Source organism: Nocardia harenae NBRC 108248, from assembly GCF_001612885.1.
Classification (GTDB): domain Bacteria; phylum Actinomycetota; class Actinomycetes; order Mycobacteriales; family Mycobacteriaceae; genus Nocardia; species Nocardia harenae.
In genome coordinates, this window is the sequence record NZ_BDBH01000011.1 from 223,438 (window position 1) to 239,244 (window position 15,807).

Genomic DNA, 15,807 nt, shown 5'->3' on the forward strand with positions numbered 1-15,807 from the left:
CGACCCATGCCCGAGGACGACTTCCGCACCCACCTGAACCCCGGCGACCTGGAGGCACTCCCCGGCGCCCGGCGCGAACTCGGCGAACAACTCGGCCACGTCGTCGCCGCCTACGGCAGCGCCGAGCTGCCCGGGCTGCACCCGCTGGAGATCGCCGAGGCGGCGACGCTCGGCTTCTCCGAGTTCCAGGCCGAGGCCGTCCTGCACAATCCGCTGCTGCTCGACCGGCTCCGGCGGCTCTGGAGCGGCGCGCCGCCCGGACCCCGGATCGAGCGCATCGCGGCGGGCACCGGCGAGCGCGCCCGGCTGCACGCGGCGCTGCTCGCCGCCGCGGCGCCGGACCGGGGCCCGCGGGTGCTGCGGGTGCTCCCCGCCGTCACCGACCTGCCGATGGCCGCCGCGGCGGCGGACCGCTCCGCGCGCCCGCACAGCGAGATCGATGCCGAGCACCGCTTCCGGATCACCAGGACCCCGCTCGCCGAGGAGGCGCGGCTGCACCTGGTGCTGGAGTTCGCCCGGGCGGCGGATCTGCACGTCACCAGGCTGACCGTCGGCCCGCGGGAGCTCGTGCTCTTCGTTGTGCTCGAGCAGCAGGGCACACTCGCGGTCGGCGAGAGCTTCCTCGAGCTGGGCAGCGGCTGGGGCAGCATCGCCGTCGGCGAGCCTGCCCCCGCGCTCGCCCTGCCTGCCGCGGCCGCCGACCTGACCCGCTCGGTCGCGGTCTGCGACCCGGGCGTCAAGGGGGTGTGGCGCAGGCTCGCCGCCACTCTGCCCGCCGGGCACTGGATGCGCGGCGCGATCGCGGCGGGGCTGCCGTGAGCGAGCACGACGATCCGGCCGATATCTTCGGCGCGGCCCGGCCGCCGGTGCAGGCCGAGCGGCAGCAGCGCCGGGTCCGGCTCACCGGCCGCGAGCAGCAGTGGGTCGCGCTGTGCGTGGCCGCGGTGCGGGCCGGGCCGGAGGCCGCCGCCGCGCTGCTCGGCCCGGACGACCGGGCGGCGCTGCGCGACAACCCGCTCCAGCTCGAGGCCGCCGAGGCGAGCAGGGCGCTCGCCGTCGCGCTCACCACCGCCGAGCTCTCCGACGCCGCGGCGCGGGCCGCGCTCCAGCCGGTGCTCGCGCACGCGGAGCGCGCGGGGCTGGTCTCCACCGACCTGCAGCTCATGGACCCCCGGCTCCCGGTGGTGACCGAACCGGGGCCGCTGGCGGTGCTCGTTCGCCGCCTGCTCGTCGGCGAGGGCGAGGAGCTGACACGGGTTCGCGGGTTCGCGCTGCTGCTGGCGCTGGAGCTGGCCGGCCGCCGGTGCCGGGTCCGGCACAGCACCAGGACGACGGTGCTACTGGAGGTCGGCGGCACCGGGGTCGCCGCCACCCTGCACCTGCGGCACCTGGACGACGGGCCGGTGGGACTGCACCCCGACCCCGCCCGCATGCTCTTCCTCGATGCCGACGCCGAGATCGCCCACGGTTTCGACCAGGCGTGGCGGGCGGGCCGCGGTGTCGGTAGGGCGTGCGTGGTCTGGTCGGTCACGCACGACCGCGGGGTGCCCGCCGCCCGGCTGCGCGGCCCGTCCATGGCGGCCGCCATGGCCGTCGCCCTCGACGACCTGCTGCCCCGGCCGCGCACCGGCCGCTGGCGCTGGCGCACCCTCGACGCCCGCAGCGCCGTCACCGCCGGGCTGGATGGCGCCACGCTCACCCGGGTCGGCCACTACGGCGAGAAGCTGAAGGCCGCGCAGATGGCGGCGCTGCGGGTGATCGTCGCCAAGAGCGGGCTGGCCGACGCCACGGAGAAGGCGCCCGCCGGGTTCGCCGATTCGGTGCACGGCGCCGCCACCCTCGCCGAGGCCATCCGGCACACCCGGCGGCGCTACAACGCCGGCGCCATCGGCGCCGCGCTGCTCGCGGTGCTCATGGTCGCGGTGCTCGGCACGGGCGGCACGGCGCTCGCGGCGGCCAGGCATGCCGAGCACGCGGCCCGGGTGGAGAGCCAACGCGTCCAGGCGGAGTCGCAGTCCCGGCTGATTGCCAGCGCGACCGCCGAGTTCCGCCGGACCGACCCGGCCGTGGCGCAGTTCATGGCCGTCGCCGCCTACCGGCACCACCCGACCCCGAGGGCGAGGTCGGCGCTGCTCGACTCCACCGCGGTGCCGACCCCCGGCCGGTTCCTCACCGGCACCTCGGAGCTGAGCAGCGCGGTGGACCCGGCCGGCGGGCGCTGGATCGCCTCGATCGGCAAGGACGGGCAGCTCCGGCTCTCCAGTACCGCGCACTACGGCACCGTCCACGCCACGCTCCCGCTCACCGAGCGGGCGACCCCGGCGACGCTCGCGGTGGACCGCACCGGCCGGACCCTCGCCGTCGCCGTCCCCGGCGCCGTGCACCTCGTCGAGGTGGAGGACGGGGCCGCGCTGCGGCACCGCGCCGAGCTTCCGATCGACGGCGTGGTGCGCGCGCTGGCCTTCGGCGGCACCCACCTCGCCGCGGGCACCGCCGCGGGCGGGGTGCTGCGCTGGGACGTCGGCGCGAACGCGATCCGCCCCCTGCCCCCGCTGCCCATGGGCGCCGACACCATCGTGACCTTCGACAGCGGCGGCACCCTGCTCGTCGCCGGTGACGGCCAGGGCGCCCTGCGCTTCTGGGACTACGCGGGCCCCGACCCGCGACCGATCTTCGAGCACGCCCCCGAACCCGCGGCGAGCGCCTGGATCCACGCGCTCGCCGTCTCCCCCGACGGCGGCACCCTCGCCGTCACCGGCCGCGACACCAGGGTCACGCTGTGGCGCGTCGACGGCCCCGGCTCGCGCGTCACCCGGACGCTCACCGGCTTCCGCAGCTACGTCAACGACGTCACCTTCAGCGCGGACGGCCGCCTGCTCGCCGCAGGCAGCTCCGACAACACCGCCCGCATCTGGCGGCTGGAGGAGGGCACCGGCGAGGAGCTGCCCGCCTCCGCCATCGTCAACGGGGTGGAGTTCACCCCCGACGGCCGCACCCTCGTCACCACGGGCTCCGACGGCGTGCTCCGCTTCTGGCCGCGCCCCGGCCCGGTACTGCCCGGTTCGACGGGCAAGCTCTACCAGACCTGGTTCGACCGCACCCGCACCCGCCTGCTCACCGGCTCCAACGCGGAGGATCCGATCACCCATCACTGGGACTTCTCCGACCCCGCCGCGCCGCGCGAGTTCCCCGGCCTCCTGATGTCCGGCGGCGCACTGCCTTCCGGCGCCGCCGCGCTCACCCAGGACGGCACGCTGGCCGCCGCGGGCACCACGATGGGCAATGCCCAGCTCTGGGATGTGAGCGACCCACAGAATCCGCGATGGCGGGCAGCGATCCCCGCCGTTCGCAAGATCGTCGGCTCGATGGCCTTCGACCCGACCGGCACCATCCTGGTGGTCGCCGGCCAGGACGACTCCATCGCCACCGTGTGGGACGTCTCCGACCCGGCCGCCCCCACCCGGATCGCCGACCTCGACTGCGGCCCCGGCCTGCCCTCCATGGTCGCCTTCGCCCCGCAGGGCGACCTGCTCGCCATCTCCACCTCCGACGACCGCGTCCTGCTCTGGGACGCCACCGACCCGCGCCACCCGCGCCCCCGCCCGCCGCTCGCCGACCTCGCGGGCCGCGACGTGCTCACGGTCGCGATCGACCCGCGCGGCGCCCTGCTCGCCGCCGGCGACGCCGACCACAGCGTGCACCTGTTCGATATCGCGGATCGGGACCGCCCGCGGCGGCTCGCGGTGCTGCGCGGCCCGGCCGACGCCCTGCTCACGGTCAACTTCAGCCCGGATTCGGACCGGGTGGTCGCGGGCGGCGCCGACGGGGGCGCCTGGGTGTGGGACCTCGGCCACCCCGCCGAGCCGTTCGCCGAGCTCAGAGCCTACGTGGGCCGGGTCAACGATGTCATCTACGGCCCCGGGGGCAGCTTCCTGGTCGGCGCGGGCCCGGACAAGGTGCTGCGCGTCTGGGCGACCGACCCGGACGCCGTGATCGCCGGGCTCTGCGCGAGCGGCACCAGCGGCCTCACCCGCGCGGAGTGGGAGCGCTACCTGGGGGCCATCCCCTACCGGGAGCTGTGCTGACGAACCGCTCCCCGGCCGGCACCGGCACCGCCGCACTCCCCCCGACCTCTCCGGCGATCTCCACATCCCCCGCGAACCCGATCGCGATCAGCTCCCGCCCCGACGCACACCCGCGCAGCGCACCCCCGATCTCCCGCTCGACCCCGAGCCACGCCCGCACCGCCATCCGCGCCTCCGGCGAGAACCCCTCCTGGTCGGGAAGATTCGCCAACACCGCCCCCGCGCCCCACAGATCCTCGACCGCGGGCCGCAGCGACCCGTCCGCCCACCGCTCCCCCGCCGCCACCACGGCCACACTGCGACCGGCGCCGATCCACCCGGCCACCGCCGCAGCGTTCCGCAGCGAGGCCCCCGCGCACAGCGAACCCGCCGCGGCCAGCTCGTGCGCGATCGTCGAGCCGTTGGGCGAGGGCAGCACCAGCCGCTCGAACGGCTCGGCCCGGCGCAGGGTCCCCGGCGAGAGACTCACCTGCCCCGGCGCGGCCGCCCGGCGCCCGACCGCGGCCACGGCACCCCGCGCGGCGGCGTACTCGCCCACCCCGTCGTGCCCCCAGCGGTACGGGAACACCTCGATCCCGAGGTCGGCGGCGACCGATAGCGTGGTGGTGAAGGACAGCACGTCCACCACGACGGTCACCTCGGCGCGCACCGCCGCCGCGCCGACCGGCCCCCAGTCGAAGCGGACCCGGTAATCGCCCTGCCGGTGTTCGGGATTCACCGCGGCAGCAGCGAGCGGAGGTGCCCCTCCCAGGCCGCGGGCTCGCGCACCCACCACGCCACGCTGTCCCCCTGGACGGCGACGCGCAGCAGATCCCGGCGCACCGACTTGCCGTTGTGCGAGCGCACGATATCGACCCCGGTGACCGCGCTGAGCGGAATCTCCAGCGGCTCGGCCGCGCCCGCGCGCCGGAACCACAGCCGCTGCCCGGTGAGCACCAGCGCGCCATTGCCGCGAATCTGCCTGCCGCCCTTCGACTCCCAGCCGAAGAAATTGGCCATGGGGTCGCTGCGCAGCACCTCGCCCGGCGCGAACGTAGCCTCGACGGCCCGCGCCGACGACTGCTTCACCCGCCCGGTGACGAAAACGATGGTCAACGCGATCACACCGCCGACCACCCCGACGATGACAATGATCAGGAGCACCAGCAGCAGAATTGTCACGGCCGCAGCCTAACCGGTGCGGGGCGGGGAGGAGCGGGTATGACGGGCGAGGAGGAGCGGCGGCGGCCGGTCGGGCTGGGGCTGCGGGCCTGGGTCACCACGAAACTGGTGCGCCGGGTGCTGCGTTTCCTGGCCTGGACGCGCATCGTCCGGGTGACGGTGCACGACCGCGCGGTGGTGCCGGTGCGCGGCCCGGTGCTGGTGGCGAGCAACCACATCTCCATGCTGGACGCGATCTTCCTCTGGGGCGCCCTGCGCCGCCGCGCCATGGCGGTGGCCATGGCCGAGCTGTGGACCTGGCCGGTGGTCGGGGTGCTGGTCCGCGGGCTCGGGCATATCCCGGTGATCCGCCGCGACCCGGAATCCGGCCGCGCGGCGCTGGACCAGGCCGAGTGGGTGCTGCGGCACGGCGGCATGCTGATCATCTACCCGGAGGGGCGCTGTGTGCGGCCCGGCGAGGTCGAGCCGTACAAGCCGGGGGTCGCCAAGCTCGCCTTCAGCACCGGCGTGCCGATCATTCCGGTCGGCACCACCGGCACCGACGACGTGCTTCCGCTGCGCGGCGCGGACGGCGGGGGCCGCTTCGACCGCACCCGCCCGGTGACCATCCGCTTCGGCGCCCCCATCGACCCGGCCGGCTTCGATTCCCCGGAGGAGCTCCTGACCCACCTGCGCGAGCGCATCGAGGCGCTGCGCGGCTGAGCGGCGCTCGACCGGCGACCGGGTTCCCTCGCGGCAAGAGCCGGACCGCGGGCAGGCTGGTCGAGCGCGGCGGGCCGGACGCGGCGCGGCATCGTGGCGGTCGACCACGGCTGTGGCTCCCGCGCGTCTTCGACCCGCCCGGCGGCAGCGCCCCCGAGGTGCACGGCGGCCACCGCAACCTGCTCGCCGAAGCCACCGTCGACCCGCTATCCCAGACCGCGGCGCTGAACGCGGTCTCCGTCGCGGTCGAGCGGGTTCAGCCGAGCCGGTAGAAGGCGGCAGCGTTGCCGCAGAGCACCGCCTCCGCGTGCTCGCCCGCCACCTCGGCGACCAGCGCCAGATCGGCGTCCGCGAACGGCCTGCGGGCCCGGGTCGACGGCAGGTCGGTCCCAGTGAGCAGCGCGGACGGATCGACCTCGAGAACCGCGCGCATCGCCGCCGCCGGGTCCAGCTCCACCCGCCCGAACCCGGTCGCCTTCACCTTCACCCCCCGCTCCACCAGCCGCAGCAGCTCCGGCAGCCCGTCGGCGTGCAGCCCCAGGTGGTCGATGCTCACCGCGGGCAGCGCCGCGACGGTGGCCGCCAGCTCCGGCAGATCCCGCGCATCGATGTAGAGCTCCGCGTGCCACCCCGCCACCTCGTGCGCCCCGCCACCCGCTCCCGGTACGCCGCCGCGGTGAACTCCGGCGGCAAGTAGCCGTCGTTCTCGATCAGCGGGTGGCGCGGGTCGATGATGTGCAGGTGGGCGTCGAAGGTGCGCATGCCGTCACCCTAGGTCGCACCAGGCCCGGACGGCCGCCCCGAATCGCGGTGCCCGCCGGCGATCACCTCCGTGTATCGGCGGCTCCCGGCTCGCGAGCACCACCAGCCCGGTGTCGAGCTGCGCGACGACGTCCTGGCCCCGGATTCCAGGAGCTCGGCCGCCGTCCCGGACACCGGGATTCCGGTAAGCCGATCCCGAGCGGAACTCGTTAGGATCCCTCGAGAGTTGCAAGCACGGAGACGAGAACAGGATTGACGTGACGATTCCGACCCCGGTCGCGACGGCGATGAGTATCGGCATGGGTGTGCGCGAGGCGCTGCGCGCCGCCTTCGACCGGAGCATCGGCCTCGGCGCCGACATCCCGCTGCGGGCCGAGCGACTGGAGCCGCGGTGGCTGGAAGCGGCGATGGGGTTGCCGGAGGGCAGTATCACCGCGATCCGGGTGCTGGACGAGCACTCCGGCACGGCGGCGCGGGCCCGGATCGCGGTGCAGAGCACCGCCGACATCCCGGAGCACCTGTTCCTCAAGCTGCCGCCGCAGAACTACCTGCAGCACGTGATGATGAACGTCTTCGGCATGGGCATCAAGGAGACCATCGCCTACCGGGCGCTCGGCGACGAGCCGCCGGTGCGGGTGCCGCGCTGCTACGCGGCGCAGGTGTCGGGGTTCCGCAAGCGCTCGCTGCTGGTGCTCGAGGATCTCACCGGGGCGGCGCGGTTCCGCACCGTGCTCGACTCGATCAGCGACACCGAGGCCGAGGCCCTGGTGGACGCCTTCGCCGATCTGCACGCCGCCTTCTGGGGCACCGACCGCTTCGCGACCGACCTCGCCCCGCTGGCCGAGCGCACCACCGCCTCCATCCAGCTGGCGAACATGGTCCGGCGCCGGTTCCTGGAGAAGATCAATGGGCACGCCGCCGAGCTCATCCCGGCCGAGATGCAGGCCCAGTGCCGGATCTTCTACCAGCGCGCCCCCGAGATCGACGCCTTCTGGGCCGCGGTCCCGCAGACCCTCATGCACGGCGACCCGCACCTCGGCAACCTGTACTTCACCGACGCGGGCCCCGGCTTCCTCGACTGGCAGATCGCGACCGCGGGCCCCGGCATCAGGGACGTCGCCTACAGCCTCACCGCCTCGATGGAGCCGGAACTGCTGCGCAAGGTCGAGCGCGGGCTGGTCGAGCGGTACGCGGCGCGGCTGGACGCGGCCGGGGTCGAGGTGGACGGCGAGCGCATGTGGACCCTCTACCGCGCCGCCACCACCGAGTTCTACCTCAACGCGGTCTGCACCGCCGAGGCCAGCGACCGGATGCAGCCGCTGGAGGTCTCGGCGGTCGGGGTGCAGCGGGCGGTCGCCGGGGTCGCGGCGCACGACGGGTTCGGGCTGCTCACCGAGCTGATCGACGCACGAAAGAATTGATCACTCCCCGGCCCGCGCTGCTGCGAGCGGATCTGCTCAGGGCAGCGCGGGCCGCGAAAACCGTTGCGGCTGCGGCACGGTGGAGCCATGGCACACGACGAGAAGACCCCGATGTTCGATCGGCGGGCCCGTGAGCAGCTGCTCGCCCGCCGCATCGTGGTGCTGGACGGCGCGCTCGACGACGACAACGGCACCCTGCTCATGACCCAGATCCTCACCCTGGCCGCGGAGGACGCGCAGGCCGGGATCGCGCTCTGGATCCACTCCCCCGGCGGCTCGGTGCCGTCCATGCTCGCCATCAGGGACGTGCTGCGGCTGGTCCCGTGCGAGGTGAGCACGCTGGCGCTGGGGCTGGCCTGCAGCGCGGGGCAGTTCCTGCTGTCGGCGGGGTCGCCGGGGCGGCGGTACGCGCTGCCGCACGCGCGGATCCTCATGCACCAGGGCTCGGCCGGGATCGGCGGCAGCGCGGTCGAGGTGGAGGTGCAGGCGGAGGATCTGCGCTACACCGTGGAGACGGTGCTCGGGCTGATCGCGGCCGACACCGGGCAGCCCTACGACCGGGTGTACGAGGATTCGCTGCACGATCGCTGGTTCACCGCGACGCAGGCGCGCGAGTACGGCTTCATCGACCACATCGTGGACTCGTTCGGGCAGGTCGTGCCGGAGCGCCAGCGGGTGGGGATCACGGCATGAGCGGGTCAGGCCCGGAGGCGGGAGCGGAGCGTGGCCACGGAGGGCCCTCGCTCATGCGGAATCTATGCAGCATGAGCGGGTCAGGCCCGGAGGCGGGAGCGGAGCGTGGCCACGGAGGGCCCTCGCTCATGCGGAATCTATGCAGCATGAGCGAGTCAGGCCCGGAGGCGGGAGCGGAGCGTAGCCACGGAGGGCCCTCGCTCATGCCACGAAGGGACCCGGCATGAGCAGCTACACGATTCCCAATGTGGTCGCGTCGCATCCCCGTGGCGGCGAGCGGATCACCGACATCTACTCGCACCTGCTCAGCGAGCGCATCGTCTACCTGGGGACGGTGATCGACTCGGGCGTCGCCAACGCGCTCATCGCGCAGCTGCTGCATCTGGAGTCGGAGAACCACGAGCAGCCCATCCAGCTCTACGTCAACTGCGAGGGCGGCGATCTCTCCGCCATGCTCGCCGTCTACGACACCATGCAGCACATCAACGCGCCCGTGCACACCACCTGCGTCGGCCAGGCCATCGCGGTCGGCGCGGTGCTGCTGGCAGGCGGCGCGCCGGGCGAGCGCTGCCTGCTCCCGCACGCCAGGGTGGTGCTGCACCAGCCCGCCGCCAGCGGCCGCGGCACCATCCCGGACCTGATCATCCAGGCCGACGAGCTGGTCCGCATGCGCACCGATATCGAGGCGATCCTGGCCGTCCACACCGGCCAGGCCGTGGAGCGGCTGCGCCACGACACCGACCGCGACCGGGTCTTCACCGCGAACGCCGCGGTGGAGTACGGGCTGGTGGACCGGGTGCTGCCCGCCCGCTCGCGCTAAGCGGCGCGCAGCATGGCGGTGGGCGCGGCGGCCGGGCGGCTCAGCTCGCCCGCCACCGCGCCTGCCAGCTCGCCGAGCGAGGTGCCGAGCGCGCCTGCCAGCGCCGCGATCATCTCGCTCGACGGCTCCTTGCGCCCGCGCTCCACCTCGGACAGGTACTGCGGGGAGATTCCCGCCCGCCCCGCCGTCTCCACCAGCCGCTCCCCGCGCTCGGTGCGCAGGGCGCGGAGCCGTTCGCCGAGCACCTCGCGCCACAGTGGTTCGGCCTCGGTCCGGCCGCCGGGGATTACTCGGAGTCCGTGCTGCTCGGTCATAGGTCGAGGGTAGGTGTTCGGGTGGGCGGTGCCGGATACGGTTTCGCGCACAGCGAACTCGGGTTCGGTTCCAGCCCTGGGAGTTGAGGTTCTGGCTCGCCGCTCGTGATCGGGGTGCCGTCCGTGCCGGACAGTGTCCGAGAAATCGGCCGGATCGCCGAACGGCTAAGGTCGAGGGCGATGACCGAAGACCTCGTCGCGATCCTGCGCCGCTGGACCGGCTCCGGCGGCACCTGGCGGGTCGTCGCCGGGAACGCCGGCGCGATCACCGTCGCGCTGCTGCCGTGCACCGGCGGCGAGGAGGTCGACCGGCTGGTGTCGGACGACCCGGCGCTGCGCGCGTACATCGGCGGCAGGGCCGGCAGCGAGGATCACTGACCCGAGGAGAGGACCCTCCATGCCCCGTATCGCCACCGCCGACGTCGTGCAGCGCCCGGCGCTGCTGGAGTTCCTCCGCCCCAGGCACCACGCCCTGCTGAGCACCGTCCGCGGCGACGGGCGGCCGCAGATCTCGCCGGTCACCTGCGGGGTGGATCAGGACGGGCGGATCGTGATCTCCACCTACCCGGGCCGCGCGAAGACCATGAACATCAAGCGGACGCCCGAGGTCTCGGTGCTGGTGCTCTCCGACGACTGGGACGCCGCCTGGGTGCAGGTGGACGGCCGGGCCGAGGTGCTCGACATGCCGGAGGCGCTGGACGGGCTGGTCGACTACTACCGCTGCATCGCGGGCGAGCACCCGGACTGGGACGAGTACCGCGCCGCCATGGCGAGGCAGAACAAGTCGCTGATCCGGGTGACCATCGAGCGCTGGGGTCCGATCGCGACGGGCGGATTCCCGCCGGAACTCGCATGAGCGGGTCAGGCCCGGAGGCGGGAGCGCAGCGTAGCCACGGAGGGCCCCCGCTCATGCGACGATTCGGCACAGCATGAGCGGGTCAGGCCCGGAGGCGGGAGCGCAGCGTAGCCACGGAGGGGCCCCGCTCATGCGACTATTCGGCACAGCATGAGCGGGTCAGGCCCGGAGGCGGGAGCGCAGCGTAGCCACGGAGGGCCCCCGCTCATGCGAGGGTTCGGCACAGCGTAAGCGGCATCGTTCTCGAACTCGCCGACGTCACCGTCCGGCGGGACGGCGGGCAAAGCCGCAGCCGCGCGCGGCCAGCTCCTCGCCGAGGATCCGGATCGCCTTCGGCCCGACGCCGTGAATGGCGAGCAGTTCCTCCGCACTGGCCGCGCTCAGCTGCTCATAGCGGGTGTAGCCGTGCGCGGCCAGTTCGCGCCGCGCCACCGTGCCGATGCGCGCGGTGAGCTCGCTCGGATCCTCGGTCACGCCACGATGCTAGCCGCAGGCGAATCCCGCGAAGCTATCTCCCGCTGAACAAAGTCTCCGCAGTTCACCGCTGGTGGAAACGGGCCGAGCGGGGGGGCGCGCCGGGGACCGTTCGATAGCCTGAGTAATAATTTCCGAGTCCGGACGCGGCCCGCGTTCGGCATGCGCTCGGACGGAGGGACCGCGATGACGGAGCCGGCCCCGGGCGCGACGGTCACGGCGGCGGACGCGCACCCCCTGGTCGCCCGGGTGCGCGAGTACGCCGAGCGGGTGCTGCGCCCGGCCGCGCTGCGCACCGACCGCGATGGCGACCGGCTGGAGGAGCCGCGCACCACCGAGGCGGCCGGTGGCGAGGCGCTCGGCACGCTCACCCGCGCTGCTCATCGCCCGCTGCGGCCGCGGCCTCGGCAGCGACGACACCGCGCGGCTGTACGCACGCGCCGCGCTCTTCGTGCTGGCGCAGGGGCAGATCGGCGATGTCAGGCACGCCCAGGTCACCCGGCTCGCCCGCTGAATCACGAACAGGAACCACGCTCGATGACGCTCGAATTCCCCTCGTACCGCTACACCGCGCCCGGCCGCTCCGACGGGGGCGGCGCGAGCGCCACCTGGCCGGTCGGCCCGGAGGACGTCGCGGAATCGCCGCGCCGCCACCAGGACCTCGGCAGCACGCACTTCGCGCTCTCCGACACCCCGTACCTGCGCGAGATCGGCAGGCAGGGGAATCAACTGCTCCCGCTGCTCCGCGGATGAGCGCCGACACCACCGCCGCTCCCCCGGCGCACTCCGACCTGCGCTGGAAACGCCTGGTCGGCGTGTTCGCGCTCACCAACACCGTCACCTACGGCGCGTTCATCCAGGCGTTCACGGTGCTGCTCATCCCCATGTCGGAGGCGCTGGCGGCCTCGCGCACGGAGGTGACGGCGGCGGCCACCATCTCGACGCTGGCCGGGGCGCTCGCCGCGGTACCGGTCGGCAACCTGCTGGACCGGTACGGCGGCAGGCTGCTCATGGCCGCCGGGTCGGTGATCGGGGTGGCCGCGGTGCTGCTGTGGTCGCGGGCGACCGGGCTGCCCCAGCTGTACCTGGCCTTCGCGCTGGCCGGGCTGGCGCTGGCGATGTCGACCTACGAGGCGGCGTTCGCGGTGCTGGTGGTGGTCACCGATACCAGGCACCGGGACGGCGCCATCATCGCGGTGACCATGATCTGCGGCCTCGCCACCAGCTTCTACTACTTCCTGGTCGGCTGGCTGGAGGGGCAGCTCGGCTGGCGGAACGCGCTCCTGGTGCTGGCGCTGATCCTGGCCGTGGTGGCGGTGCCCGCGCATCTCTGGGCGATCCCGGGGCGCACCGCGCACAGCCTGCGGGTGACCGGGCGGCACGGGGTGCCGGTCGGGAAGGCGCTGCGCAGCCCCGGCTTCTGGTTCCTGCTCGTCGCCTTCGTCGCGCAGAGCGGGGTGACCGCGGCCTTCCTGCTCATGATGGTGTCCTGGTTCCGCGATGTCGGGTTCTCGCCCACGGTGGCGGCGGCGCTGCCGATCGCGGTCGGGGTGCTGCAGATCGCCGCCCGGATGGGGCTGGCGCCACTGTCCCGCCGGTTCGGCATGGCCAGGGTGACCGCGGTGTCCTTCGCCGTCCAGGGCGCCGGGCTGCTGGCACTGCCGCTGGCGGGCACCTCGCTGCCGCTCACCCTGGCCTGCATCGCCGCCTTCGGGCTCGGCTACGGGATCAGCGTGGTGGCCAAACCCTCCATCGTGGCGGACACCTTCGGCGTGGCACGCTTCGGCAGCATCCTGGCGCTCATGGCGGTGCCGACCGCGCTCTCCAGGGCAGGGACCCCGCTGGCCGCGGCGTGGCTCGCGGACTGGCGCTTCCTGGTGCTGCTCGGCGCGGCGTGCCTGCTGGCGGCGCTCGCCCTGCTGCCGGTCGCGCGGCCGGTGGGCCGGACGGCCGAACCGGCCACCTGACCCGCGCTCAGGCCCTGGCCTGCTCGTGGCTCTCGACGAAGGCGAGGAAGCGCGGGATCACCTGCTCCGGGTTGGCCCAGAGCAGGTCGTGGCCGACGCCGGGCATGATCTCGGCCTGCGCCCGGGCGATCCCCTCCCGCGCCCGGGCCGCGCCGAACTCCGGGTCGGCGACGACCGTCTCGGCGCCGAAGAGCACCAGGGTGGGAGCGGCGATGGCGGCGAGCTGCGCGTCGGTGAAGGTGCGGTCCCACGGCATGGCCATCCGGAACTTCGCGATGGCACCGGCCAATTCGATGCCCGCGTCGTCCATCTCGTAGCGCGGCATCAGCCAGCGATTGAACTGACGCATGCGCTCCGGCGTCGGATTGATCCCGCTCACGATGAACTTCGCCAGCAGCCCCAGCCGCGGGCGGGCGAAGACGCCCGCGCTCGGCTCCAGCAGCGTCAGCGAGGCCAGCCGGTCCGAGCGGTGCACCGCGACGGCGCCGGCGAGCCAGGCGCCGAGTGAGTTCCCGGCCAGGTGCACCCGCTCGACGCCGAGCCCGTCGAGCGTGTCGGCGAACCAGCGGGCGATATCGGCGGTGTCGCGCACCGGCGCGGTCTGTTCGCAGCGCCCGGCCCAGCCGATGACGTCAGGTGTCAGGACGACGTGGTCGCGCGCCAGCTCCTCGACGAACGGGTACCAGACCTGACCGTTGCCGCCGATGCCCGGCAGCAGCGCGATCGGGGCGCCGCTCCCCCGCCCCGACTTCCGCACGTAGGTGCTACCGAACGAGGTGGGCACCTCGTGCTCCGTCGACGGCACCGGCCAGCGCGCCGCCACCGCGTCGTAGGCCGCCCGGAATCGCGCCTCGCCCGCCGCGCTGCTGAACTTGCCGATCTTCGCCATGCTCTCCGCCCTCTCCCGTTGGTAATACGAACATACCACAAAAGGTGACAGGTCGGGTCGCACCTGGAAGGAGATGCCGACGACGGTCACGTCGCCGTCAACCGTGCGCAGCCCCGTTCACCGGCTCCACTACGAACGGCCCGAGACGATCCAGTGCTGCGGCTGCCCCCGCCCGTTCAGGCTCCAGGAACGGCTTCGCCGGAATCGGCCCCGCCCGAGAGAAAGAAGTCGTGTGCAGGAAGCCCGCATTCGGCTTGCCGACATTCACCTTCACGGTGAGTGGCGCCACGACCTCACGCCCGGTGTAATTCGCGAAGACGTAATCCGGCGGAATTCCGAGCGCCTTGTCCTCGAATCCGTGCTGGTAATTATCGGCCTTCACGATTCGCCGCGTCCACCGGATCACCGTTGCTGAACGTCACCCCTCGCACAGCGTGAAGGGGTGGCTCAGCCTGTCCTGGCTGACCCCGGGACGTCGCCGGCCACGGCTTCACCTCGCCCGACTTCGGATCCTGCCAGGTCAGCCAGGTTGTTCGTGACCCAGCTGTTCGGCCAGATCGAAGCCAGCCACGCCGTGCACTGAACCGGATCGTAGAAGTTCAGCGTCCCCGTAGAAATCGCGCGCCGAGGATACGGCGTTGTCGGTGGAAAGTTGACCATTTCGCGGTTGGCGTGACGGCCGGCAGCTCATCGTGATTCGAACTCCTCGACCGCCGAGGTTTGCTACATTCGTCCGCATTCGGCGAGGGAGCGGGGACGGGCGTGGGGACCATCGTGATGACGGGGGGGACTTCCGGGATCGGGGCCGTCGCCGTCTCGCTGTTGCGCGGGGAGCATCGCGTGGTGCTCGGGGCCCGCCGCCCCGCGTCCGGTGTGGAGTCGTTGCCGCTGGATCTCGCGTCGCTGAAGTCGGTGCGGACGTTCGCCGCCGGGATTCGGCATCGGCTGGGGTCGGAGGCCATCGATGCGCTGGTGCTCAACGCGGGGGTGATCCGGGCGGATGCCGACGGGCGGACGGTGGACGGGTTCGAGACCGCCTTCGCGGTCAACCACCTGGCGCACTATCTCCTGCTTCGGCTCCTGCTTCCCGGGCTCGCACCGGGAGCCGTGGTTCTGCTGACCACCAGCGGAACCCACGACCCCGCCACCGGTGCCGGGCTCGAGCCGCCCCGGCACGCCGACGCGCGGCTGCTCGCGCACCCGGAGCTCGACGAGTCGCTGCCCGCGAAGGCCGGGCAGCATGCCTACACGGCGTCCAAGCTCTGCGCGGTGCTCATCGTGCGGTATCTCGCCACCGAGTACTCGAACGTGGTGACTCCCATCGCCTTCGATCCGGGGCAGGTGTTCGGGACCGGGCTCGCGGGCGATCTCGCGCTGCCGATGCGGGTGGCGTGGAAGGTGCTCGGGACGCCTGTCGGGTGGCCGCTGCGGCAGTTCCAGCCGACGTTGAACAGTGTCCCGGATGCGGGGAAAGCGTTGGCTTCGCTCGCTTCCCGCGAAGTGGTTCCGCCCGAGGGGCAGAGTTATGCCGCGGTGCGGCGGGGGAAGCTGGGGTGGCAGGAGCCGTCCGAGCTGGCTCGGGATGTGGCGGCCGGGGTGGGGCTGTGGGAGGAGAGCGCTCGCCTGGCGATGCCGGAAACGTAGGTCTCAATTTCCGGGCTCG

17 protein-coding genes and 2 pseudogenes are annotated in these 15,807 nt (G+C 73.4%); 12 read left to right on the forward strand and 7 right to left on the reverse strand.

The features are described 5' to 3' along the window. The first annotated feature begins 6 nt into the window (after positions 1-6). Both NH2_RS22300 and NH2_RS22305 read left to right on the forward strand, forming a co-directional pair. Complete coding sequence (locus NH2_RS22300) at positions 7-819, forward strand: hypothetical protein (RefSeq protein ID WP_067657741.1); 813 nt, start codon at positions 7-9, stop codon at positions 817-819. Continuing rightward, positions 816-4,085, forward strand: coding sequence for a WD40 repeat domain-containing protein (locus NH2_RS22305; protein ID WP_067657744.1), 3,270 nt, complete (start codon positions 816-818; stop codon positions 4,083-4,085). Before NH2_RS22300 ends, NH2_RS22305 begins: the two co-directional genes overlap by 4 nt. On the opposite strand, the gene NH2_RS22310 is transcribed toward NH2_RS22305, so the two are convergent. Together NH2_RS22310 and NH2_RS22315 are read right to left on the reverse strand one after the other, a co-directional pair. Then, entirely contained in the window at positions 4,027-4,803 is a 777-nt protein-coding gene (locus tag NH2_RS22310; protein WP_067657747.1) for a 2-phosphosulfolactate phosphatase, read from the reverse strand. The two genes, NH2_RS22305 and NH2_RS22310, sit on opposite strands and share 59 nt — an antisense overlap. After that, on the reverse strand, positions 4,800-5,246 hold the full coding sequence (locus NH2_RS22315; RefSeq protein ID WP_067657750.1) for a hypothetical protein: 447 nt from the start codon (positions 5,244-5,246) through the stop codon (positions 4,800-4,802). Before NH2_RS22315 ends, NH2_RS22310 begins: the two co-directional genes overlap by 4 nt. A gap of 39 nt (positions 5,247-5,285) precedes the next feature. Here NH2_RS22315 and NH2_RS22320 point away from each other — a divergent pair, with 39 nt between their 5' ends. Further along, positions 5,286-5,948, forward strand: a complete 663-nt coding sequence (locus NH2_RS22320) for a lysophospholipid acyltransferase family protein (protein ID WP_067657753.1) — start codon at positions 5,286-5,288, stop codon at positions 5,946-5,948. A 256-nt stretch (positions 5,949-6,204) separates the two neighbouring features. On the opposite strand, the pseudogene NH2_RS22325 reads toward NH2_RS22320, so the two are convergent. After that, positions 6,205-6,710 (reverse strand): annotated as a pseudogene (locus tag NH2_RS22325) (amidohydrolase family protein). Positions 6,711-6,967: 257 nt separating this feature from the next. On the opposite strand from NH2_RS22325, the gene NH2_RS22330 reads away from it, so the two are divergent. The 3 genes from NH2_RS22330 to NH2_RS22340 all read left to right on the forward strand — a co-directional run bounded on the left by NH2_RS22330 (position 6,968) and on the right by NH2_RS22340 (position 9,644). Beyond that, positions 6,968-8,131, forward strand: a complete 1,164-nt coding sequence (locus NH2_RS22330; RefSeq protein WP_245650713.1) for a phosphotransferase family protein — start codon at positions 6,968-6,970, stop codon at positions 8,129-8,131. Between the two features lie 87 nt (positions 8,132-8,218). Next, on the forward strand, positions 8,219-8,824 hold the full coding sequence (locus NH2_RS22335) for a ClpP family protease (protein ID WP_067657756.1): 606 nt from the start codon (positions 8,219-8,221) through the stop codon (positions 8,822-8,824). Between the two features lie 223 nt (positions 8,825-9,047). Further along, positions 9,048-9,644 carry a ClpP family protease gene (locus NH2_RS22340; protein WP_067657759.1) on the forward strand — a complete coding sequence of 199 codons (597 nt, stop codon included), beginning with the start codon at positions 9,048-9,050 and terminating at the stop codon, positions 9,642-9,644. Here the strand turns inward: NH2_RS22340 and NH2_RS22345 are convergent. Further along, positions 9,641-9,958 (reverse strand): helix-turn-helix domain-containing protein, encoded by a 318-nt coding sequence (locus NH2_RS22345; protein WP_067657762.1) that lies wholly within the window; start codon positions 9,956-9,958, stop codon positions 9,641-9,643. The two genes, NH2_RS22340 and NH2_RS22345, sit on opposite strands and share 4 nt — an antisense overlap. A 180-nt stretch (positions 9,959-10,138) precedes the next feature. On the opposite strand from NH2_RS22345, the gene NH2_RS22350 reads away from it, so the two are divergent. After that, positions 10,139-10,336: a hypothetical protein gene (locus NH2_RS22350; protein WP_067657765.1), complete on the forward strand. Its 198-nt coding sequence runs from the start codon at positions 10,139-10,141 to the stop codon at positions 10,334-10,336. Positions 10,337-10,355: 19 nt separating this feature from the next. Then, the gene (locus NH2_RS22355; RefSeq protein ID WP_067657768.1) at positions 10,356-10,814 is read left to right on the forward strand and encodes a PPOX class F420-dependent oxidoreductase; all 459 of its coding nucleotides are present in this window, start codon (positions 10,356-10,358) and stop codon (positions 10,812-10,814) included. 258 nt (positions 10,815-11,072) lie between these two features. On the opposite strand, the gene NH2_RS22360 is transcribed toward NH2_RS22355, so the two are convergent. Continuing rightward, on the reverse strand, positions 11,073-11,288 hold the full coding sequence (locus NH2_RS22360; protein ID WP_067657777.1) for a helix-hairpin-helix domain-containing protein: 216 nt from the start codon (positions 11,286-11,288) through the stop codon (positions 11,073-11,075). A gap of 346 nt (positions 11,289-11,634) precedes the next feature. Here NH2_RS22360 and NH2_RS28985 point away from each other — a divergent pair, with 346 nt between their 5' ends. The 3 genes and pseudogenes from NH2_RS28985 to NH2_RS22370 all read left to right on the forward strand — a co-directional run bounded on the left by NH2_RS28985 (position 11,635) and on the right by NH2_RS22370 (position 13,255). Then, positions 11,635-11,802 (forward strand): hypothetical protein, encoded by a 168-nt coding sequence (locus tag NH2_RS28985; RefSeq protein ID WP_174552863.1) that lies wholly within the window; start codon positions 11,635-11,637, stop codon positions 11,800-11,802. A gap of 50 nt (positions 11,803-11,852) precedes the next feature. Beyond that, positions 11,853-12,041 (forward strand): annotated as a pseudogene (locus NH2_RS22365) (LLM class flavin-dependent oxidoreductase); the annotation flags it as partial. Next, positions 12,038-13,255: an MFS transporter gene (locus tag NH2_RS22370; protein ID WP_067657789.1), complete on the forward strand. Its 1,218-nt coding sequence runs from the start codon at positions 12,038-12,040 to the stop codon at positions 13,253-13,255. The pseudogene NH2_RS22365 and the gene NH2_RS22370, both read left to right, overlap by 4 nt. A gap of 7 nt (positions 13,256-13,262) precedes the next feature. Here the strand turns inward: NH2_RS22370 and NH2_RS22375 are convergent, their stop codons facing one another. Further along, positions 13,263-14,144 carry an alpha/beta fold hydrolase gene (locus NH2_RS22375; RefSeq protein ID WP_067657792.1) on the reverse strand — a complete coding sequence of 294 codons (882 nt, stop codon included), beginning with the start codon at positions 14,142-14,144 and terminating at the stop codon, positions 13,263-13,265. Between the two features lie 97 nt (positions 14,145-14,241). Then, a complete protein-coding gene (locus NH2_RS28990) occupies positions 14,242-14,526 on the reverse strand; it encodes a hypothetical protein (RefSeq protein WP_157103911.1) in 285 nt (94 codons plus the stop codon). A 395-nt stretch (positions 14,527-14,921) separates the two neighbouring features. On the opposite strand from NH2_RS28990, the gene NH2_RS22380 reads away from it, so the two are divergent. Beyond that, entirely contained in the window at positions 14,922-15,788 is an 867-nt protein-coding gene (locus tag NH2_RS22380) for an SDR family NAD(P)-dependent oxidoreductase (RefSeq protein WP_157103912.1), read from the forward strand. Positions 15,789-15,807 lie beyond the last annotated feature (19 nt).